Genomic DNA, 21576 nt, shown 5'->3' with positions numbered 1-21576 from the left:
TCCTTTTCACTTATTTTGTTAAGGTAGAATAGATTTCTTCTACTAAAGCTACTGTATTTTCCCATCCTAGACATGGGTCTGTAATGGAACAACCAAAGAGTTCTGGTTGATTTTGGCGACCATCTGCCAAGTAGGATTCAATCATGAAGCCTCGAACTGTTTTCTTGATCTTTTCATTCCAATCACGGTTTAGAAGTGTTTGGCGAACAATTCGAATTTGCTCCATATATTGCTTTCCTGAATTATCATGATTGGTATCAATCATGATAAAAGGATTTTCAAGGCCCATAGACTCGTAACGGCTAATGGCATCCAAGATAGTTTCATAGTAGAAGTTAGGTTCATTCTTCCCATATTCATTCATTGCTCCACGCAAGATAACGTGAGCCAAGGGATTTCCTGAAGTTTCAACTTCTTGCCCATGAAAGAGAAAGGTTTGTTTGTTTTGTGCAGCATAGATAGCATTAAACATAACAGACAGATTTCCAGATGTTGGGTTCTTCATCCCCACTGGTGCATCAATTCCTGAAGCTACAAAACGGTGTTCTTGATCTTCTACTGAACGTGCACCCACCGCATGATAGCTCACCAAATCATCAACTAAGACTAAATTGGAGGGATAAAGCATTTCATCCGCTGTGGTCAATCCTGTTTCTGTAATCACTCGATAATGAAGCTGACGAACAGCCTGCAATCCATTGATCAAACTTGGAGCTTTTGAAGTATCTGGCTGATGAACCAAACCCTTGTAGCCATCTCCATTGGTGCGTGGCTTTGCTGTATACACACGCATGACCATGAAAATCTTATCCGCAACTTTTTTCTGCAAGTCTGCTAAACGACGTGCATACTCAAGCACTGCTTCCTCATTATCAGACGAACAAGGACCAATGACCAACAAGATGCGGTCATCCTTTCCTGAAAGGATATCTGCTAGTTCCTGGTCACGACTTTCCTTATGTTGCAGGGCCGCTGCAGATAGTTGTGTTTCTGCCTTAATCGCTTCAATATCGATTTCTTGACCTTTCTCGATAAATGCCATACTATTCTCCTAGTCTTTGGTAGATTTCGCGAACAAGAGCTTCTGTATGTTCCCAACCTAAGCACGGATCGGTGATAGATTTTCCAAAGACCTCTGGCTCATTTTGACGACCGTCTTCTAGATAAGACTCAATCATGAAACCACGAACATATTTTTTAATCTTCTCATTCCAGTCACGGTTAATCAAAGTTTGGCGAACGATACGAATTTGTTCCATGTACTGTTTCCCTGAGTTATCGTGGTTGGTATCAATGATGATAAAAGGATTTTCAAGGCCCATCTTTTCATATTGGGCAATGGTATCCATCAAATTATCGTAGTAATAGTTAGGAATGTTTTTCCCGTATTCATTGAGGGCACCACGAAGAATGGCATGGGAAAGAGGATTTCCAGTCGTTTCGACTTCTTTTCCCAAGAAAAGGAAACTTTGCTTGTTTTGAGCAGCATAAATACCATTGAACATCACATTAAGATTTCCTGATGTTGGATTTTTAAATCCTGTTGGGAAATCTGCTCCACTCGCTACAAAACGGTGTTGTTGATCTTCAACTGAACGAGCTCCAACTGCCATATAAGAAATCAAATCATCTACCAAAGGAAGATTCTCTGGGTACAACATTTCATCTGCTGTTGTCATTCCTGTTTCAGAAATGACGCGATAATGCAAATGACGAACTGCCTTGATACCATTGATAAGACTAGGTGCTTCTTTGGCATTTGGTTGGTGAATCAAACCCTTATAACCATCACCATTTGTACGAGGCTTGGCTGTATAAACACGCATCACTATAAAGACGCGGTCTTTGACTTCTTCTTGCAGTTTAGCTAAACGCTTAGCATACTCTAGAACTGCCTCTTCATTATCAGATGAACAAGGACCAATTACCAACAAAATACGTTGATCTTCCCCACGAATAATCGCTTCAAGTTCTTGATCACGTTGTAGCTTGTTGGTAAGGGCCTGTCCTTCTAATTTAGACAAACTACGAACTTCATCAATATTAATTTTAGGGCTTTTTGCTGTAAATACCATCATTCAACTCCTTGTAAAGGCAAACGGACGCCAAGCGAAAATTCACTTTTCACTAGGCATCCGCCTGAAAATTATCATTCTTAACGTTGTTTACCGTGACAATTTTTAAATTTCTTACCAGAACCACATGGGCACAAGTCATTGCGTTTCACTTGACTTAGGTCCAAATCGGCTGGAAGATTTTTTTGTTGCGAAGCAATATTTCTAGTTGCTGTCGTACTGATATGGTGTTCCGTTTGTGGACGCTCTTGTTCATGGATTTGTGCTTTCATCATCAAGCGAGTCACATCGAATTCAATGGAACCAATCATATCATTAAACATACGGAAACCTTCTGATTGATACTCAACAACTGGGTTGTTTTGAGCATAACCACGAAGCCCAACCGCATTACGCAACTGATCAAGGGCATCAATATGGTCTGTCCACTTATTATCTACAACACGTAGAATCAAGACTTTTTGGAATTCTTTTACGGATTCTTCATCACGTAGTTTAGCAACTTGGCTATCGTAGACTTTCAATGCACGTTGGTACAGTTCATCTTTAATAGCTTGGTCTGACAAGCCTTCTAAGTCTGAAAGTGAAATTGAATCTTCTGGAAGCAAGTTGTACTTCGCAAAGTTCAAGATTGCTTCGAGTTTTTCATCCTGTTTAGAACGAACATGTCCATCCACAATTCGACCAATAGTACGACGAATCATCGCATGAATTTCTGGTGCCAAGTCACGATCTGCAGTGATAACATCATAACGTTGTGCGTAAATAATCTCACGTTGTTCACGCATGACATCGTCATATTGAAGGACTTGTTTACGAGTATCGTAGTTGTTTCCTTCAACACGTTTTTGAGCTGCTTCAACTTGGCGTGTCAACATACGAGATTCAATCGCTTCATCAGACATATTCAGACGTTCAAAGACACCCTTCAAGCGTTCTGAACCGAAACGTTTCATCAATTCATCTTCGAGTGACAAGTAGAATTGTGATTCTCCTGGGTCACCTTGACGACCTGAACGTCCACGAAGCTGGTTGTCAATACGACGACTCTCATGACGTTCTGTACCGATGACACAAAGTCCACCCAATTCACGAACACCTTCACCCAGCTTAATATCGGTACCACGACCGGCCATATTGGTTGCGATAGTAATCGCACCACGTTGACCCGCATTCATGATGATTTGCGCTTCTCTATAGTGGTTTTTGGCATTCAATACTTCGTGTGGCACACCTGCCTCAACCAATTTCTTAGAAAGTAGAGCACTGGTTTCAACGGCAACAGTACCTACCAAGACTGGTTGACCTTTTTGGTAACGTGCTTTAACATCTTCAACGACAGCCTTGAATTTTGCATCGAGACTAGCATAGAGAAGGTCTGAGTGGTCGATACGTTTGATTGGACGGTTAGTAGGAATTGGAATAACACGGATGTTGTAGATTTCGCGGAATTCTTCTTCTTCTGTTTTACCAGTACCCGTCATACCTGCCAATTTTTTATACATACGGAAGAGGTTTTGGTAGGTAATAGAAGCTGAGGTTTTGGTTTCGTCTTGGATTGGCACACCTTCTTTAGCTTCAATTGCTTGGTGCAAACCATCAGAATAACGGCGACCTTCCATAGTACGACCTGTAAATTGGTCAACAATCAAGATTTCCTGTTCTTCGCTAACCACATAGTCGATATCAAGAATCATGATGTAGTTGGCACGAAGAGCGTTGTCGATATAGTGAGTAAGAGCCACGTTGTCGATATCGTAAAGGTTCTCTAACTTGAAGTATTCCTCAGCCTTATCAATACCTGAATCAGATAAACCAATTGTCTTAGACTGAATATCGATGATGTAGTCATCCTTATCTAAGGACTTCACAAAGTTATCCGCCATATTATAGAGTTGGCTCGTTTCAACTGCATTAGCTCCTGAAACGATCAATGGTGTACGGGCTTCATCAATCAGGATAGAGTCGACCTCATCGACCAAAGCATAATTGAGCGGGCGTTGAACCATGTTCTCCGCACGAACAACCATGTTATCACGCAGATAGTCAAAACCAATTTCTGAGTTAGTTGAGTACGTAATATCACACTCATAAGCTTCTTTTTTCTCCATCGGAGATTTGGCAGCTAAGTTGATCCCAACTGATAAGCCAAGCCATGAGTACAATTCTCCCATCTCAGTCGCGTCACGTTCTGTAAGGTATTCGTTGACAGTAACTACGTGGACACCCTTACCTGAAAGAGCATTTAGATAAACCGGCATCGTTGCTGTCAAGGTTTTTCCTTCACCCGTACGCATCTCTGGAACGTCACCGTGGTGGAGAACAATCCCACCCATAACCTGAACCTTGTATGGGAAGAGGCCTAGGACACGCTTAGCACCTTCACGAACAACAGCGAATGCCTCGTATAGCAAAGAGTCAAGAGATTCTCCATTTTGATAACGTTGTTTGAACTCCTCGGTCTTTGCTTGCAATTGTTCATCTGACAAGGCAGCCATTTCATCTTCGTATTTGAGGACTTTATCAGCCATCTTTTCTAAGCGACGAAGTTCCCCTTTATCATTTTCGATAATTGTTTTTAGTAAATTTGCCATTTTTTTCCTTACTTTAAATCCTGGTTTTTAGAATGTTCTTTTTATTGTAGCATATTTGCCAAGTTTTTTCAAGAAAGAATCCGTGTTTATACAAGCTAAAAGAGGCTCATTTAAAGCCTCTTTTTTATCACTAATCAAACTATTTTGGTTATCGATTTTCTTTTAGAAAGATCGAGCCTATTCTTTTGTTGTAGAATGACTAAAGTCTACCTTTGGAGCTATCTTGGCTTCTTCGCTTTCTTTGAAGGTCTCTGCCTCTTTAAAGTTCATCATATTGGCAAAGAGAACAGTTGGGAAGCTTCTTAGTTTTTGATTGTATGCAGTAGCCACTTTGTTATAATCTTTTCGAGCTACAAAAATACGATTTTCGCTTCCAGCTAACTCCGTCATGAGTTGTTCCACATTTTGATTGCTCTTAAGCTCAGGATAGTTCTCCGTCAACACAAGCAGGCGTGAAATAGCTGAACTCAACTCTCCTTGGGCCTCTTGATTTTCCTTTGAGGTCACTGAGCCATTTCCAATTTTTGCTCGCGCCGCTGCAATCTGGGTAAAGACTTCTGTCTCATGGTTCATCTGCCCTTTTACAGACTCTACCAGATTTCCAATCAAGTCTGAACGGCGTTGAAGGGCTGTCGCCACATCTGCTTGTGCTTGTTCAACCTTGGTTTGCTCTGATACAAGACCGTTATAAGTACCTACTACAGAGCAACCACCTAATAAAATAATAGCCAGTAAAATGCTTAATACATAAATAATTCCTTTATTTTTCATTTCTTAAACCTACTTATTTCTTTAAATTTCATACGAACATTACCAATCATCAGATGAACCACCACCATCAAAGCCACCGCCGTCCCAGTCACTAGAAGAATCTGAGCCTGAATCGGACCAAGACGAATCTGAATCGGATGAGTCACTGAACCACCAGCCACCGCCAGATGAGCCTCCACCTCTAATAATGGCAATTATAACTCCAATGAAATAGATCACCACCGCGAAGCTAAAGAAATCTTTTATGGGATCTTTTTTCTGATGGCGATTCGATGAGCTACTTCTATCTCGATTAGTATATATACCATTGATGTTTTCAGAATAACGTTTGATTTTAGAGGATTCATCAGACGGAAGAGTTCCAGTTCCTTTATAAAACTGGTTATCCAATCCTTTGGTAATCGCTAAAATTCCTTTACTATAATCCCCATTTTTAAAATCCGTACGACTAGCTGCCAATAACTGCTTGGTTTGATAGTCTGTTATCCTAACAGCTGTATTGTTACTGGTTTCAATCCGTGATTTGCGATCTTGAACGGCTACTACAATGAGGCTCCCAAAATTATCTCCTGAATAGCCTATCTTCCAAGCTCTGGCTGTTTCATTAGCCACTGTTTCGATGCTTTCACCTTCCAAACTGTCTACGATATAGACACCTATTTGAAGCTTTTCTGCTTTTTTACTATTGGCTTCATTCAAATCACGAATTTGAGTAATGGTTTCCTCTGTCAAATAATGATTTGGATCATAGATACCATAGTCTGGTTTTTCAGGTGCTGTGAATGCTGATAGGAAGAAAAATGCCATCAGCAGACCAAGTAGATGCACCCAGAAACGATTCTTTAACAGTCTATCTTTTTTCATCATAACCTCCTTGTTTAAGGAAAATTGTTTAGAGCATTATAGCATTTTGAATTTTACAAAGAAAGTACATTTTCATTACAAAACTATGACAAGAGTTCAGAAAATCATGTTCATTTGATGACAATGTTACCTCTATTCTCTTAATGCTATTTACAAAAAAGAAGGCTTGATATCCTTCTTATTCGTTTATCATTCTATTTTCGCTTTCTTGCAATGAGATGGATTGGGGTCCCTTCAAAGACAAAGGCCTTGCGGATTTGATTTTCCAAGAAACGCAAGTAAGAGAAGTGCATCAGTTCTTCTTCGTTGACAAAGATGACAAAGGTTGGTGGTTTGGTTGCCACTTGAGTCGCATAGAAAATCTTGAGGCGTTTCCCTTTGTCTGTCGGCGTAGGGTTGATAGCAATAGCATCCATAATCACGTCATTCAAGACAGCTGATGGAATACGGGTATTTTGACTCTCGCTGATTTGCTTAATCATCTCAGGCAACTTGTGAAGACGCTGCTTGGTCAAAGCTGATACAAAGATAATCGGTGCGTAAGGCAGATACTGAAACTGCTCACGGATATCGTCTTCCCAGTTTTTCATAGTGTGGTTATCTTTCTCAAGAGTATCCCACTTGTTAACTACGATGATCATCCCTTTACCGGCTTCATGGGCAAATCCGGCGATACGCTTGTCGTACTCACGGATGCCTTCCTCGGCATTGAGGACCATCAAGACTACATCTGAACGGTCAATAGCACGCATGGCACGCATGACTGAGTATTTCTCTGTGTTTTCATAGACTTTACCAGACTTACGCATACCAGCCGTATCAATCATGGTAAACTCTTGGCCATCCGCATCTGTAAAATGTGTATCAATGGCATCACGAGTTGTACCAGCTACAGGACTGGCAATTACGCGATCTTCTCCCAAAATAGCATTAATCAAGCTAGATTTTCCGACATTCGGGCGACCAATCAAGCTGAATTTAATGACATCTGGATTTTCATCTTCGACTTCATGTGGGAGATTTTCGACGATGGCGTCTAACACATCACCTGTACCAATCCCGTGCACAGATGAAATTGGCAGGGGTTCACCCAAACCTAGTGCATAAAAATCATAAATTTCATTACGCATCTCTGGGTTGTCCACTTTGTTGACCGCAAGGATGACAGGCTTATGGGTTTTATAGAGTTTACGAGCCACGTATTCATCTGCATCCGTAATTCCTTCTTTCCCAGAAACCACAAAGACAATAACATCAGCTTCTTCCATGGCAATTTCTGCCTGGTGTTTGATTTGTTCCATAAACGGAGCATCGACATCATCGATCCCTCCAGTATCAATCATACTAAAAGAACGGTTAAGCCACTCACCTGTGGCATAAATACGATCTCGCGTTACACCTTCAACATCTTCTACGATTGAGATGCGCTCTCCCGCGATACGGTTAAATAGGGTTGATTTCCCAACATTGGGACGTCCCACAATGGTAACAGTTGGTAAGGCCATGTTTTCTCACTTTCTACAATAACTTCTTCTGCTCAAGATTTTCTCGAGTCGAGCTTGGTTCTGGATTACCGAATTGCTCTGCCAAACGTTGACTCCAAGTTGTAGTCGCACGCGCACCTGCATATTCAGTCTGTACACGGTCATAGGCTTCAATAGCCTCCGTTGACTGTTCTTGGTATTCTTCCTCAAAGACAACATTCTCAAGTGGCAATCTTGGTTTTACATCATGCTTTTGATTTGGCACACCTAGTGCAATCCCAAATACTGGATAGGTATAGTCAGGAAGCTTGAACAATTCTGCTAATTCAACAGACTTGTAACGCACCAAACCGATAATCACTCCTCCGTAGCCTAGGCTTTCTGCCGCAAGCAAGGTATTTTGCCCAGCAAGCGCAGCATCTACTGAAGTGATGAGGAGTCCTTCCACCCCTTGAGGTTGGAAAACATCCGTATGAAGACGGGCTCCTTTTTCTGCACAGTTTAGGTCACCGACAAAGAGGAGAAAGGCTGCAGACTGGCGAATCGCTTCTTGAGGAACTAACTCAAATAAGGCATCCTTCTTTTCTTGACTTCTAACTACAATCACAGAATACGATTGGAAATTTTTCCAAGAAGAAGCCATTTGTCCTGCAGACAAAATGGTATTTAAATCTTCTTGGGGAATCTCTTGCTCCTTAAATCTACGCACTGAAGTATGAGCCTTCATTAATTTGATTGTTTCTGTCATCGACGGTTTTCTCCTTTTAGTTGTGTTTCTTCAGCAAGGTAACGGATACGTTCCATGACACGTCTGGCTTCCCAAGTTTCGTCATTTCCGTTCTTGCCTTTTGCAAAATGTTTTTCCAAATCTTCAAAATTGAAGTTTGAAGTAAAGAAAGTCGGTAAATCTTCCTGCATGCGATACTGAAGAATCACCTGCAAGATTTCATCACGGACCCACGGTGTTGATTGCTCAGCACCGATATCATCCAAAATCAGAACTTCTGCCAGCTTGATTTCATCTACCAAGGTTTTGACAGAGCCATCCCCAATAGCATTTTTGACATCAATGACAAAGCTCGGATAATGGAGAAGAGTTGATGAAACACCACGTTTTTCTGACAAATCATGGGCTAGGGCAGCCACCATAAAACTCTTTCCTACCCCAAAATCTCCATAGAGATAGAGACCTTTACGGTTTTCTGGGTAATCATTAACAAATTTGATCATTCTATTTAGAACAGCTAAACGTGCAACATCATCACGATAAACATCTAAAAAGCTGACATTTTTCAAACTAGATGGTAAATTGATTAATTTTAGACGTTTCTTAATAGCTGCTTCTTTTTCAGCCGCAATCAGTTCCGGAGTTTCCTCATAGGATACATCTGCGTAACCATGGTTCATGACCAGGACAGGCTTGTAACCACGCGCGATATAGTCTGTATCTCCGCGAAGGAACTTATCACGCTCGGTGATGTATTGGTTAAACTTAGAGATACTACGATTCAATTCCTCTTGACTGAGAGATTCCTTCTGGATAAAAGCCGCAACATCAGGATCTTTTACAATCTGATGGACCAGGTCCTGGTATTGAAAACGGCTGGGATGACCTTTTAGCACATCTCCTACACTTTCCATCTATTCACCTCCATTATCTAATTTCGCTAATAATTCTAGGGTTTGGCGTTCCATTTCTTCCAATTCCTCAGCTGATGACGTGTTTTTATATTCTGGATTACTCCATTTAGGAACATTGGTTTTTGCCTGGCTTGTCTTCGCTGTTTTTGATTCTTGCCCCTTTTGATTTTTTTCTCTAATTCGAAGCACAGCCTCTTCAGCAGTTCTGACTTTGTTATAAGAGTAATCATTGGCCACTTTCATGGCATATTTTTCATTGAGATTGGCCGAATCAACCTTGTTGAAGGTCAAAAGTATAACGACATTGATAACTTCATCAAGCAAGCCTAGGTCTGCCATCTGTTTTAGCAAATCGCGTTCAGCTTGGATAATTCCTGCATTTCGGGTTTGTTTGATTCCCGCTAAAAATTCTAGGGCCGTTTTACTTTTAGCTTCTCGGATAATGGTCGCTTCCTTAGGACTAAAATCCGATGCAACAGGCTGTTGCGCTAATTTTTCACGCATACGCTTGATAGAAATGACTTGAGAAACTGCTGTTCCTTTTGCTAGCTGATAGGTTTCAAACCAGGTCCATTTTTTCTCATCAGCGATTTTAAATAACTCTAAAACATCTGACTGTTCATCTTGGAAACGGAGATTATCTCTCATCATGAGCTGACGAAAATGCTCCAAATCAAAATCATTCGTGAAATTAGCTCTTGCTGGCATCTCGTCATGACTAGCCATGTCCTCTATTTCTGGAAAGACCTGACTCAAAGGAACTGTCAAAGCTTCTCCGTCTGCAGACTCTTGACGCAAATCAGAAACTGCCGGCTCTCCAATTTTTTTCTCTAATAAGGTACGATAAACCGTATGACGCAAGAAATCTGAACCAGAAATCGTTGGATGAATAGCAATTTCATAAACGTCACCCTTTTGATAGAGGGTAACCAAGTTGAAGGCTGATAAAATTTTAAAAGCCTTTAAAAGCCTGTCCATTCCGAAATTAAGATGATTGAGAATCGCAGCAAAGAGATGTTCCTTTTGCCCATTATCCCAAAAGGCTAGGGTATAAAGGTAAAGACTCAGCGCATCCTGACCGATAATCGGGAGGTAGCACTGCACCAGAGATGTGGGATCTTGCGACACCCGATTATTCTTTAGAAAAGAAAAACGATCATTAGGCTTCATTTATTTTTCCTTTTTCTTCTTTGAAGATTGCGTAATTTGTTTGAGAAGATTTTCTAGCTCGCTCACGTCTTTAAAGCTACGATAGACACTAGCGAAACGAACGTAGGTGATTTCATCTAGTTCTGCCAATTCTTCCATAACGAGAGAACCGATATCCTCACTTTGAATTTCATTATCATTACGACTGAGGAGTTTTTGTTCGATACGACTAACGACCATACCAATCTCATCACTGGATACCGGACGTTTTTGGGCCGAACGAATAATCCCATTAAAGATTTTATCTCTTGAAAACTGCTCCCGTGTGCCATCTTTCTTAACGACAACCAAGGTTCTTTCTTCTACACGTTCATAGGTCGTAAAACGATGTTGGCATTCTTCGCACTCACGTCTTCTTCTAATCGTATTTCCTTCTTCGGCTTGACGGCTATCGATAACACTTGATTTAGTAGCGCCACATTTTGGACAACGCATGCCTTCCCCTCCTTGTCGTTTTCTTTTCATTATACCATTTTTTTAAGCAATTCCCAAAATAATTCTCCTTTTGGCTTGACAAGTTTTTTTGTTTAGTTGTATTATTTAAGTGATACAAAAAGAAATTGTTGAAAGGAGACCGTGATGTCCTGGACATTTGATAACAACAAACCCATTTATATGCAGATTATGGAAAAAATTAAATTACAAATTGTTTCACATAAACTCGAGCCTAATCAACAACTGCCAACTGTCAGAGAACTGGCTAGCGAGGCTGGCGTCAATCCAAACACTATTCAACGTGCCCTTTCAGATCTGGAAAGAGAAGGCTTCGTCTACACCAAGCGGACCGCAGGACGTTTTGTCACAGAAGATTTGGACTTAATCCGCCAATCCCGTAAACAACTATCCGTAGAACAACTGCAACAGTTTGTCACAGTCATGGTAGAATTTGGCTATGAAAAAGAAGAACTACCTATTGTTTTGAGAGATTATATTGAAGGAGTTTAAACTATGACCTTGTTAACGTTTGAAAATGTTTCAAAATTCTATGGAGCAAGCCCTGCTCTTCAAAATGTTTCCCTTGAAATCCCAGCTGGAAAGATCGTTGGTCTCCTCGGACCAAACGGTTCCGGAAAAACAACCCTGATTAAACTCATCAACGGTCTTCTTCAACCAGAACAAGGTCATATTCTCATCGATAATATGACTCCGAGTCCAGCCACAAAAGCCATTGTTTCTTACCTTCCAGATACAACTTATCTCAATGAACAAATGAAGGTCAAGGAAGCCCTAACCTATTTCAAGACCTTTTATAAAGATTTCAATCTACAACGTGCCCTCCACCTTCTTCGTGATCTCGGTATTGATGAAAATAGCCGCTTTAAAAAGCTTTCCAAAGGGACTAAGGAAAAGGTGCAACTCATCCTTGTCATGAGTCGAGAAGCACGACTATATATACTTGATGAGCCTATCGGTGGAGTAGACCCTGCTGCTCGTGACTATATCTTGAACACCATTATTAACAACTACTCTCAGACTTCAACTGTCATTATTTCAACGCACTTGATTTCTGATATTGAACCCATCTTGGATGAAATTATCTTCCTCAAAGATGGAAAAGTCGTTCGTCAAGGAAATGTAGATGATATCCGTTCTGAGACAGGAGAGTCCATCGACCAACTCTTCCGACATGAGTTTAAAGCTTAAGCAAAGGAGATTATTATGTTTTGGAATTTAGTTCGTTATGAATTTAAAAATGTCAATAAATGGTACCTTTCTCTCTACGGCGTTATCCTTGGAATTTCCGTTTTAATTGGTTACCAGTCTGGAGCTCTAGCCCAGTTAAAAAATGTCGATGACACCTTAATCTTTTTCTTTTTATCGCTTGTATTTGGTGGTTTGATGATCACGCTCTTTATCTCTACTCTCATTCTCATCATTCGGAGATTCAAGGGAAGTGTTTATGAGCGTCAAGGGTATCTGACACTGACACTTCCAGTATCTGAACACCATATTATTCTATCCAAACTCTTTGGTGCCTTTGTCTGGACCTTGCTTAGTTACATTGTTTTTGTAGCAAGCATCTCTATTATCATTTTCCTATCTCCTCTAGAAAAAGATTACATCTACATCTATCGTTTCTTCAGCATTCATTTATTTGAAGACTGGATTTACATCCCCTACCTTGTGTTCAATTCTGTCTTTGGTATCCTCTTGATTTATCTATCCATTTCCATTGGGCAACTCTTTAACGAATATCGTACAGCCCTTGCAGTTCTTGCTTACATTGTCATCAACATCATTTTAAGCTTTTTTGGAATTTTCTTCCGAATTGATAGTTTATTTGATTTGAATTTATATGGCAACAACTTTAATTGGTTTTTATACCTTCAAACGATCAAAGACTTGATTTTATCTATCATTGCCTATGTCGGAACCTACTATATCTTGAAAAACAAGGTCAACCTTCAATAACCATAAAAAGTCTAGCAAACACTGTTTTGCTAGACTTTTCTTAATTCTTTTTTCATGTGAATTATTTTACAAAAAAGAGTATAATAACTTTAATTGATTACTCTGATGAAAAGGGAGGGTTCATATCCATGCTAAGAAAATTTGTCACCAAAAAACACCTCACCCTGTATTTATTGTCAATTGTCATCACTTGGCTGGAAGCTATTATCACTCCCGCCTTAGTTCAGAATATCGTCGCTAGTTTTACCAATCAAGAGCTCAATCTCCTCTGGAAAGTACTTATCTTAGGGATTCTAGGAAACCTCATCCTTTTACTCGGCCTAGCTGGGAAACGATATTACTATGCACGAGTCATTACAGATTTCAAATTCGGAATGAAAAGTGCTATCTTTCATCGCTTTTTACATAGCTACCATATCTCTGAACAAGATATTTTATCTGATTTGGAAAATGATGTAAAGCAATTAGAAAACAACTACATCGAACCAACGGTTATCATCATTTCATCTATTGGTTTCACTTCAGTATCAATCATCTATGCCTTATGGACCAACTTCTATCTGGGATTGATCTTTATCCTCTTTTATTCCTTTCCTGTTCTCTGTAGCTCCATTGGTTCCAAACGATTAGATGCCCTGTCTGAAAATCGTTCTAAATCCAACCAGACTTATCTAGCTAGTTTAACCAACTTTATCGCAGGAAATCAACAAATCCGTCATTATCATGGACAGACTTTCTTTTTTAATCGCTATCAAGAGAAACTTAAATCCAGTCTAACTACAGAGATTGCCTATGAAAAGCAACGGACACTCAATAGTCTTGTGATTAACAGCATCGATGCCTTTTGCTCTGTCGCTCCAATTGTGATTGGTGGTTTCATGACCTACTATGGTCATCTCAGTGCTGCGAGCTTTGTAGCTATCTATCTCGTTTCCCACAACATAGGGTATCAGTTTCAAGAGCTAGCTTACTTCACCAACACCCGCAAATCTACCAACTACCTTCGCGAAAAATACCAGAAACTGTTAAATGAAAAGGACCCTAGCCTTCCACATCCAATCACAGATATTTACCCAATCCAATTACAAGAAATTAGTCTAGAAGCTGATGGACAAGCAATCCTAGCTCCGCTTTCACTGCATATCAAGCAAGGAGAAAAAATTGCTATCATTGGTGAAAGTGGTTCTGGAAAGACCAGCCTACTCAATCTTATCCATGGAGACCAGCAACCTACGCACGGGCACATCTCCTTTGCAGATCAAAGTCTTTCTCGAGAAGAAATTACTAGTGTTAGCTCCTACATCCTCCAGTCTAGTCATTATTTCAACAGCCTCTCTCTTGAAGAAAATATCATTCTCGGTGCTGTCAAAAATGTCTCTAAACTTGAATCCATTCTCAAACAGACTGGCTTAGATAGCTTAAAGAATAGAAATCTGAACGAAGATAGCTTATCTGGTGGTGAAAAACAACGGCTTGAAATTGCGCGTGCACTCTACCACAACAGCCGGTTGATCCTAGCAGACGAAGCCAAGGCTAATCTGGATTCAGAAAACAGTCAAAAAATCAGTGACCTCCTCTTTTCTCTACCTCAAACGGTTATCGAGGTTATTCACCATTATAACGAAGAGGATTTAAAGCGCTATGATCAGGTCATCCATCTCTACAAAGCCGATAAAATCCCTAAACAATCCAAAAACTAAAATTGCCATTAACGACTGCATCAACTGTCTCATAAAAAATAAAAAAAGGCCGGAACATTGTTCCAGCTTTTTTTAGCTTAATATCAAACTTGCTACAATTGGACTAATAAAAACATACAGGATTCCTGTCACGCCAATGGCTAAACCTCCCATAGCTCCTGCAACAGCCCCATAGCGAAATGCTGTCCCTGTTCCAACTGCATGACCTGTTCCTCCCAGAGCAAGACCAGCAGCTACCGGATCATTAATTTTCAACCATTTCAAGAGTGTTGGCCCAATAACGCTAGTCAAAATACCAGTCGCTACCACGACTACCAAAGTAATTGTTGCTATCCCTTGTAACTTATCCGTAATTCCAACCGCCATGGCTGTGGTTACGGACTTTGGAAAAAGCGAAATCGCCAAGAAAAAATCCATACCGAAAAATTTGGCAACTAAAGCTGTAAAAACGGTATTTACAACAACCGCTAGGAAACTACTGAGTAGAATACTTCTAACATGGTGTTTCATGAGGTGAAAACTCTTATATAGTGGAATTCCTAAAGCTACTGTTGAGGGAACAATCAAGTTATTGAGATAGACCCCACCTTGATAATAGGCAACATAAGAAATACCAGTTAGTTTTAGAAAAACAATGATAAACAAAGTTGCTAGCAGCAAGGGAGTTGTCAGAGGATGAGGGTACCGTCTAAAGATAATCATGCCTCCAAGATAAGCCAAAATGGACAAGGCTATCCCAAAAAGTGGATTGGATACAAATTCGCTCATTTGGCACCTCTTTCTTCGTAATCTCCTTCGTAACGCTTTTTAATAAACTGAACTACAAGCGCAATCAAGATAATATTGATAACTGCCGCAAAAAAGACAATCAAGACAATGGGCAATAAATAAGGAGCAATCACATCAAATTTTTCCATAATCCCAACTGCAGGAGGCAGAAAGAGAATCGTCATATTAGCTAAGAGAAAATTCCCAACCATGTTGACATGTCGTACTCGCAACCACTTGAACTGCAAAGCTAGAAATAAAATAATCAATCCAATAATACTACCAGGAATTGGCAAGTGCAACAAAGTCGAAATCCCCTCTCCTATCAGAGAAATCACAAACAGAATCATTAACTGAACATATAACTTCATCGTATACTCCAAAAATAGACTTTCTGCATACCAGTTTACTCTTTTTTCAGAAAATTTCAAGGAAATACACAAGAAACACACTTCTTGCTATCGAATAAAAAAAGTTGTATACTGATTGCGTGCGCAAGCATCTTAGATGCGCGAATCTATTTACAACTATTATAGAGGAAAGGAGATTGATATGACTTACTTAGAAAAATGGTTTGACTTCAACCGCCGACAAGTAGAGCTAGAAGCTATTTTAGAGCAAACGATCGCTGATCAGAGCGACCAAAGTCTAACGCTCAAAGAATTCTATCTCTTGCACTTTTTAAATCAGACTCAAGAAAAATCTTTGAGACAGATTGACTTGCCTGACAAACTTCATCTGAGCCCTAGCGCTGTATCACGGATGGTGGCACGCCTAGAAGAAAAAAACTGTGGTTTACTTAGTCGGAGATGCTGCGATCAGGACAAGCGAGCTAGTTTTATCTGCCTCACTAAGGAGGGCCAGACCACTCTTGCTTATCTACAAAAAGCAGTCGAAGAAAGTCTTGAAACAAAAGCAAGTTGGTTATCTTAAAGTTTTTCAAAAAACTTGCGTGCGCAATCAATTTTCTTGACATTCCTTTTTCCAAGGAGTAAAATGAAGACATGATTTAGCAAAGGAGAATCCTATGATTGAAATCACTTATCTAGATGCCAGCAAGCAAGAGAGAACAATGACCTTCGAGTCATATGAAGAATTTGAACGTTCTCAACATGCCTGCCTGATTGGTGTCGCAGACTATTACCCTGTCCAAAAACTAACTTACAATGGTCATGTTCTGGACTACCATGGGACTTATGGGGATGTTTTCTTCTATCTCATGAAACAAGATTTAAGCCAATATAACTAAAAAGGAGAAATACTATGGCAAAAGCAATTACAGATGCAACATTTGAACAAGAAACTAAAGACGGATTGGTCTTGGTAGACTTCTGGGCAACTTGGTGTGGTCCATGTCGTATGCAAGGTCCAATCTTGGACAAATTGTCTGAAGAACTTTCAGAAGATGTTTTGAAAATCGTTAAAATGGACGTTGATGAAAATCCAAACACAGCTCGTGCATTTGGAATCATGTCTATCCCTACTCTTCTTTTCAAGAAAGATGGACAAGTGGTTAAACAAGTGGCTGGTGTCCACACTGCAGAACAAATCAAAGCCATCGTTGCTGAATTGAGTTAATCAAAGGAGAGACCAAGTGCATTCATTTGGCCTCTTTTTTCTTGTCCTTTGCCATTTTTCCAAAAATATGCTAGACTATAATTAGAATATCACGATGTTTGGGACATGCCATCGCTAAAAAAAACCTTGACTTGGTATTTTTTAGCTCCCTTTAGGGAGCTTTTTGCGTGCTCTAAACATCTCCTATATAGAAGGAGTACTATGAAACGTCAATCAGCCCTGGTCGTCTTTAGTGGCGGTCAAGATTCAACAACCTGCCTTTTTTGGGCAAAAAAACATTATGAGACTGTAGAAGCTGTCACCTTTGCTTATGGTCAACGTCATCATTTAGAAATCGAGGTCGCAAAAGAAATTGCCAAAGAGCAAGGTATTCGTCATCATATCCTAGATATGTCTCTGCTAGGACAAATTACTGAAAATGCCTTGACTTCAGATTTAGAAATTGAGCAAAAAGAAGGAGAGGTTCCTAATACCTTCGTTGATGGTCGCAATCATCTCTTTCTGTCCTTTGCAGCAGTTCTCGCTAAACAGAGAGGTATCACAGATATCGTCACCGGTGTTTGTGAGACAGACTTTTCAGGATATCCTGACTGTCGTGACGTCTTTGTCAAATCTCTCAACGTGACACTCAATTTAGCTATGGCCTACGACTTTGTGATCCAAACGCCTCTCATGTGGTTGGATAAGGCAGAAACATGGGCCTTGGCTGATCAACTCGGTGCCTTTGATTACGTTCGAGAAAAAACCTTGACTTGCTATAACGGTATCAAGGGAGCTGGTTGTGGAGATTGTCCTGCCTGCCATCTACGTCAACATGGTTTAGAGGTTTATCTCTCGCAGAAAGGAGAGGCCTGATGTTTTTTGTCCCTAAAGAAATCAAACACGAAACTGGAGAATCGCTGGTCTATAATCCATACAGAACCATGGTTTCCAAAGAATTTACATTTGACGCTGCCCACCACCTCTTTCACTACGAGGGAAAATGTAAGTCTCTTCATGGTCACACCTATCATTTACAAATCGCTGTTAGTGGCTTTTTAGATGACCGTGGCATGACTTACGACTTCGGCGATATTAAACAAATCTATAAAAATCACTTAGAACCACATCTAGATCATCGTTATCTCAATGAAACCCTGCCTTACATGAATACTACAGCAGAAAATATGGTTTACTGGATTTTTAACACTATTCAGCAAGAATTACCTGATCAAAGAGGTTTGCGCTTGGAATATGTTCGCTTATACGAAACGCCTTCTTCCTTTGCTGAATTTAGACGGGAGTGGTTACATGACTAAAGAGCGTGTCCTTAAACTTCCTGTTTTAGAAATCTTTGGTCCCACCTTTCAAGGTGAGGGACGAGCTATCGGTCAAAAAACCATGTTTGTTCGTACCGCTGGGTGCGACTATCATTGCGACTGGTGTGACTCTGCCTTTACTTGGGATGGTTCTGAAAAACCAACCCGCATGACCGCTGACGAAGTAATCGCTGCTTTAGATAAACTAGGAACATATGACTATGTCACCCTCTCTGGCGGAAATCCTGCTCTATTGGCAGCCAACATGGCTGAATTAGTCACAAAACTCAAAGAACGTGGCGTTACTCTTGCTGTTGAAACCCAGGGTTCACGTTGGCAAACTTGGTTGAAAGATATCGATCAAGTCACACTAAGTCCCAAACCACCTTCTTCCAAGATGGAGGTCAATTTTGAGACTTTAGACTTTATCGTCTCTCAACTAGACCCTGACAAGGTAACTTTCAAAATCCCCGTTTTTAATGAAGAAGACTTAGAATTTGCAAAGGATATCCAAAAACGTTATAAGCCAGATGTTCTCTATCTATCGGCTGGAAATCCTGAGCCAAAAGCAACGGGAAACATTGTCCAAGATCAGTTAGATCGCTTAAAAGAACTCTGGGAACGCATTGCAGCTGACGATAGTTGGGGCAATGTTCGTGTCCTCCCACAACTCCATACCCTCCTCTACGACAATCAACGAGGCGTTTAAACAACTAGAAAGAAGATAGTATGTCACAACAAGAAGAAATGAAAAACCTGACCTTATTAGGAAACAAAGAAACCAACTACCATTTTGATTACCAACCAGAGGTTCTAGAATCATTCGCGAACCGTCATGTCGATAATGATTACTTTATCAAATTTAACTGTCCTGAGTTTACCTCTCTTTGCCCTATTACAGCTCAGCCAGACTTTGCAACTATTTATATCTCCTACATTCCTGATAAACTCTGTGTCGAGTCAAAATCCCTCAAGCTTTACCTATTTAGCTATCGCAATCACGGTGATTTCCACGAAAATTGCATCAATACGATTGGGAAAGACTTAGTCAAATTACTCGATCCCCGCTATTTAGAAGTTTGGGGCAAATTTACTCCACGTGGTGGAATTTCAATTGACCCCTACTACAACTACGGAAAAGCTGGCACCAAGTATGAAGGGCTAGCTGAGCAACGACTCTTCCAACACGACTTGTATCCAGAAAAGATTGATAATCGCTAAAAATATAGAAAAAGCCTTGCTCCTCAAAAAGAGGAGCAAGGCTTTTTTATGATGATTATAAAGAAGCTAGAGTTTCATCTTTTTCTTCTGTTCCAAGAAGATTCTTAGCAACAAGAGCTGCAAGAACTCCACCCACAATCGGTGCTACAATGAAAATCCAAACTTGTTGAAGAGCAGCTCCACCTACAAATACAGCTGGAGCTAAGCTACGAGCTGGATTTACTGAAAGTCCAGTGATGTTCAACCCAACAAGGATCAAGGCTGTCAATGACAAACCAATTACCAAACCAGCGATAGAAGGATTCCCCTTAGTTTCAGAAGTTACTGTCATGATGACCAAAACAAACAAGAAAGTAGCGATTGTTTCAAATAAGAAACCACCAAAAACAGTTACACCGTTTGCCAAGGCATTTTCACCTAGGCTAGCAGTTGACATGCCTGAGTTTGCCAAGAGGAAGAATACCGCACCAGAGGCAAGGAATGCTCCAACAACTTGTGCTAAGAGGTAGTTTACAAGGTCTGATGATGACAAGCGTTTGTTTACAAACATAGCGATAGAAACAGCAGGATTCAAGTGAGCTCCTGAAATCGTTCCGATTGAGTAGGCTGCTACTACGATAGACAAACCAAAAGCAAGAGCGATTCCAAGGTGGCCGACACCTTCAACACCATGTCCAAAAACAACGGATCCTGTTCCGATAAACACTAGCATAAATGTACCGATTAACTCAGCAACAAATTTTTTCATGATAAGTCTCCTTTTATTTAAACTATGTTATAGTCTATCAAAAGAAGGAAAAGGTTTCAAGAAAAGTGCTTGGAAAATTGCAGATCTTTGCACTATTAGATACCCGAGGCTAGTATTGGAAAGATTGAATGGTTTCTTTCAAGTCAGCTTGTAAAATGTTTCTTTGGTCTAGTTGGACATAGACTTCCAACAGACACGATCTGAAGTTGGAAAATTTATAAAAATCTTCCCTTTCTTCTATCGGAAAATCAACGGCTTTTATCCAAGAAGCTAGCTGTTCTTGCTCTAACTTCCCTTGTAAAATAGGTTCATAAAGCACTCTCGCCAAGCGCCAGTCCTCATCATCTATAAAACGAATCGAAACCCTTTTAAAGAGTTTACCAAGGATGTCCAAGCCTTCAGGAACTCTGTTTTTCGGAAAGTCTGGATTACAAACCACCTCTGTCAAGAGATCCGCTCCATGCGCAAAAGCGTGAACCCAGCCATACTGGCTTGAAAAACCAGTCGTATCCGTTTCTTTTGAAAGATAGTGCAAGCCTTGATGTAAGAGGACAGTACGAATTTCTGCTTGCAACCCCTGATAAAACATCGATTGCGGGTTGGCATCAACAGACAAGAGATTTGCATAAATCAGTGCCCTAAACGAACGTTCAAGTGTAGGCAAGCCTGACTTATCAATCTCTTTCTCTAACCCTCCATCAGATGAGATTTTTTCAGAAATAAACTGAAATTGTTCCTGTGTAAACAGTTCTTCTTGAATCCCTCTAGCCAAGCTTGTAAAAACGAGATCATCGCGAATTTCTGGTGAGGGGTCTCCTAAATGTTCCAGCAACCACTGGATTTCTTCCCGACTATAGCTTGGTTTTTCTTCTGTCACTTTACTTTGTAATTCTTGATACATCCCTAGCACCTCTGCTTTTCTAGTCACTGATCAAAAAGCTATCCGTAGATGATTTTCTATTTCTTAACATCGAATTTTTAATGAAAGAGAATATGGTACAAAATGAAGTAAAGTACAAGCAATACCAGTTCTACTTTCAGTTCAGTTTTGACATCACGGCCTTCAACGGCTTTTTTGAAAATAGCTACAAATAGCCCAAAGATAATGACTGTCAACCATCCAAAAATCATCAGCATAGCAATCACCTAACTTTCTATTACTTTACATCTTACTTGCCCAACTCTGCACTGTAGGCGATAATCTGATCAACCG

26 protein-coding genes are annotated in these 21576 nt (G+C 40.2%); 11 read left to right on the top strand and 15 right to left on the bottom strand.

From position 1 onward, the window contains the following. Positions 1-10: 10 nt before the first annotated feature. The 10 genes from HMPREF3237_RS03575 to nrdR form a co-directional block, all read right to left on the bottom strand. A complete protein-coding gene (locus tag HMPREF3237_RS03575) occupies positions 11-1042 on the bottom strand; it encodes a 3-deoxy-7-phosphoheptulonate synthase (protein WP_070888860.1) in 1032 nt (343 codons plus the stop codon). Between the two features lies 1 nt (position 1043). Then, on the bottom strand, positions 1044-2075 hold the full coding sequence (locus tag HMPREF3237_RS03570) for a 3-deoxy-7-phosphoheptulonate synthase (protein ID WP_025168781.1): 1032 nt from the start codon (positions 2073-2075) through the stop codon (positions 1044-1046). Positions 2076-2155: 80 nt separating this feature from the next. Next, positions 2156-4669 (bottom strand): preprotein translocase subunit SecA, encoded by a 2514-nt coding sequence (gene secA, locus HMPREF3237_RS03565; RefSeq protein ID WP_006146314.1) that lies wholly within the window; start codon positions 4667-4669, stop codon positions 2156-2158. 177 nt (positions 4670-4846) lie between these two features. Then, the gene (locus HMPREF3237_RS03560) at positions 4847-5440 is read right to left on the bottom strand and encodes a LemA family protein (RefSeq protein WP_006146313.1); all 594 of its coding nucleotides are present in this window, start codon (positions 5438-5440) and stop codon (positions 4847-4849) included. Between the two features lie 39 nt (positions 5441-5479). After that, a complete protein-coding gene (locus tag HMPREF3237_RS03555) occupies positions 5480-6304 on the bottom strand; it encodes a TPM domain-containing protein (RefSeq protein WP_006146312.1) in 825 nt (274 codons plus the stop codon). Between the two features lie 194 nt (positions 6305-6498). After that, positions 6499-7809: a ribosome biogenesis GTPase Der gene (gene der / locus HMPREF3237_RS03550; RefSeq protein ID WP_070888859.1), complete on the bottom strand. Its 1311-nt coding sequence runs from the start codon at positions 7807-7809 to the stop codon at positions 6499-6501. Between the two features lie 13 nt (positions 7810-7822). Then, a complete protein-coding gene (locus HMPREF3237_RS03545) occupies positions 7823-8536 on the bottom strand; it encodes an NADPH-dependent oxidoreductase (RefSeq protein WP_070888858.1) in 714 nt (237 codons plus the stop codon). Then, positions 8533-9429, bottom strand: a complete 897-nt coding sequence (dnaI, locus tag HMPREF3237_RS03540) for a primosomal protein DnaI (RefSeq protein WP_070888857.1) — start codon at positions 9427-9429, stop codon at positions 8533-8535. Before dnaI ends, HMPREF3237_RS03545 begins: the two co-directional genes overlap by 4 nt. After that, positions 9430-10599: a replication initiation and membrane attachment family protein gene (locus tag HMPREF3237_RS03535; RefSeq protein ID WP_070888856.1), complete on the bottom strand. Its 1170-nt coding sequence runs from the start codon at positions 10597-10599 to the stop codon at positions 9430-9432. It abuts the gene before it with no gap. Then, positions 10600-11073: a transcriptional regulator NrdR gene (gene nrdR, locus HMPREF3237_RS03530; protein ID WP_025168780.1), complete on the bottom strand. Its 474-nt coding sequence runs from the start codon at positions 11071-11073 to the stop codon at positions 10600-10602. Between the two features lie 144 nt (positions 11074-11217). Between nrdR and HMPREF3237_RS03525 the strand changes: the two genes are divergently transcribed. From HMPREF3237_RS03525 to HMPREF3237_RS03510, 4 genes are all read left to right on the top strand, one after another. After that, the gene (locus tag HMPREF3237_RS03525; protein WP_070888855.1) at positions 11218-11583 is read left to right on the top strand and encodes a GntR family transcriptional regulator; all 366 of its coding nucleotides are present in this window, start codon (positions 11218-11220) and stop codon (positions 11581-11583) included. Positions 11584-11586: 3 nt separating this feature from the next. Continuing rightward, positions 11587-12282, top strand: a complete 696-nt coding sequence (locus HMPREF3237_RS03520) for an ABC transporter ATP-binding protein (protein ID WP_070888854.1) — start codon at positions 11587-11589, stop codon at positions 12280-12282. Positions 12283-12297: 15 nt separating this feature from the next. Then, entirely contained in the window at positions 12298-13050 is a 753-nt protein-coding gene (locus HMPREF3237_RS03515) for a hypothetical protein (RefSeq protein WP_070888853.1), read from the top strand. A 128-nt stretch (positions 13051-13178) separates the two neighbouring features. Then, positions 13179-14750, top strand: a complete 1572-nt coding sequence (locus HMPREF3237_RS03510; RefSeq protein WP_070888852.1) for a streptosactin export ABC transporter GggC — start codon at positions 13179-13181, stop codon at positions 14748-14750. 72 nt (positions 14751-14822) lie between these two features. Here HMPREF3237_RS03510 and HMPREF3237_RS03505 read toward each other — a convergent pair whose 3' ends face one another. Together HMPREF3237_RS03505 and HMPREF3237_RS03500 are read right to left on the bottom strand one after the other, a co-directional pair. Next, positions 14823-15518 (bottom strand): LrgB family protein, encoded by a 696-nt coding sequence (locus tag HMPREF3237_RS03505; RefSeq protein ID WP_006146302.1) that lies wholly within the window; start codon positions 15516-15518, stop codon positions 14823-14825. Further along, positions 15515-15889 (bottom strand): CidA/LrgA family protein, encoded by a 375-nt coding sequence (locus HMPREF3237_RS03500; protein WP_025168778.1) that lies wholly within the window; start codon positions 15887-15889, stop codon positions 15515-15517. Before HMPREF3237_RS03500 ends, HMPREF3237_RS03505 begins: the two co-directional genes overlap by 4 nt. A 181-nt stretch (positions 15890-16070) precedes the next feature. On the opposite strand from HMPREF3237_RS03500, the gene HMPREF3237_RS03495 reads away from it, so the two are divergent. The 7 genes from HMPREF3237_RS03495 to queF all read left to right on the top strand — a co-directional run bounded on the left by HMPREF3237_RS03495 (position 16071) and on the right by queF (position 19615). Further along, positions 16071-16451, top strand: coding sequence for a MarR family winged helix-turn-helix transcriptional regulator (locus HMPREF3237_RS03495; RefSeq protein WP_070888851.1), 381 nt, complete (start codon positions 16071-16073; stop codon positions 16449-16451). Positions 16452-16545: 94 nt separating this feature from the next. Then, complete coding sequence (locus HMPREF3237_RS03490) at positions 16546-16767, top strand: DUF4649 family protein (protein ID WP_006150880.1); 222 nt, start codon at positions 16546-16548, stop codon at positions 16765-16767. A 14-nt stretch (positions 16768-16781) separates the two neighbouring features. After that, entirely contained in the window at positions 16782-17096 is a 315-nt protein-coding gene (gene trxA / locus HMPREF3237_RS03485; RefSeq protein ID WP_001029581.1) for a thioredoxin, read from the top strand. A gap of 201 nt (positions 17097-17297) precedes the next feature. Then, positions 17298-17951 (top strand): 7-cyano-7-deazaguanine synthase QueC, encoded by a 654-nt coding sequence (gene queC, locus HMPREF3237_RS03480; RefSeq protein ID WP_070888850.1) that lies wholly within the window; start codon positions 17298-17300, stop codon positions 17949-17951. Beyond that, the gene (gene queD / locus HMPREF3237_RS03475) at positions 17951-18394 is read left to right on the top strand and encodes a 6-carboxytetrahydropterin synthase QueD (protein WP_006146297.1); all 444 of its coding nucleotides are present in this window, start codon (positions 17951-17953) and stop codon (positions 18392-18394) included. The genes queC and queD overlap by 1 nt, the downstream gene beginning before the upstream one ends. After that, positions 18387-19103, top strand: a complete 717-nt coding sequence (gene queE / locus HMPREF3237_RS03470) for a 7-carboxy-7-deazaguanine synthase QueE (RefSeq protein WP_070888849.1) — start codon at positions 18387-18389, stop codon at positions 19101-19103. The genes queD and queE overlap by 8 nt, the downstream gene beginning before the upstream one ends. A 20-nt stretch (positions 19104-19123) precedes the next feature. Beyond that, on the top strand, positions 19124-19615 hold the full coding sequence (gene queF / locus HMPREF3237_RS03465; RefSeq protein WP_006146295.1) for a preQ(1) synthase: 492 nt from the start codon (positions 19124-19126) through the stop codon (positions 19613-19615). A gap of 55 nt (positions 19616-19670) precedes the next feature. Here the strand turns inward: queF and HMPREF3237_RS03460 are convergent, their stop codons facing one another. From HMPREF3237_RS03460 to HMPREF3237_RS08990, 3 genes are all read right to left on the bottom strand, one after another. Beyond that, a complete protein-coding gene (locus HMPREF3237_RS03460) occupies positions 19671-20363 on the bottom strand; it encodes an MIP/aquaporin family protein (RefSeq protein ID WP_070888848.1) in 693 nt (230 codons plus the stop codon). Between the two features lie 109 nt (positions 20364-20472). Then, positions 20473-21264, bottom strand: a complete 792-nt coding sequence (locus HMPREF3237_RS03455; RefSeq protein WP_070888847.1) for a DUF2785 domain-containing protein — start codon at positions 21262-21264, stop codon at positions 20473-20475. A 77-nt stretch (positions 21265-21341) separates the two neighbouring features. Next, the gene (locus HMPREF3237_RS08990) at positions 21342-21500 is read right to left on the bottom strand and encodes a hypothetical protein (RefSeq protein ID WP_180364194.1); all 159 of its coding nucleotides are present in this window, start codon (positions 21498-21500) and stop codon (positions 21342-21344) included. Between the last annotated feature and the right edge of the window lie 76 nt (positions 21501-21576).

This window comes from Streptococcus sp. HMSC34B10 (genome assembly GCF_001839505.1).
GTDB lineage: Bacteria > Bacillota > Bacilli > Lactobacillales > Streptococcaceae > Streptococcus > Streptococcus peroris.
Note: the sequence above shows the minus strand (reverse complement) of the source record. Positions and strands in the feature narration are given on the sequence as shown.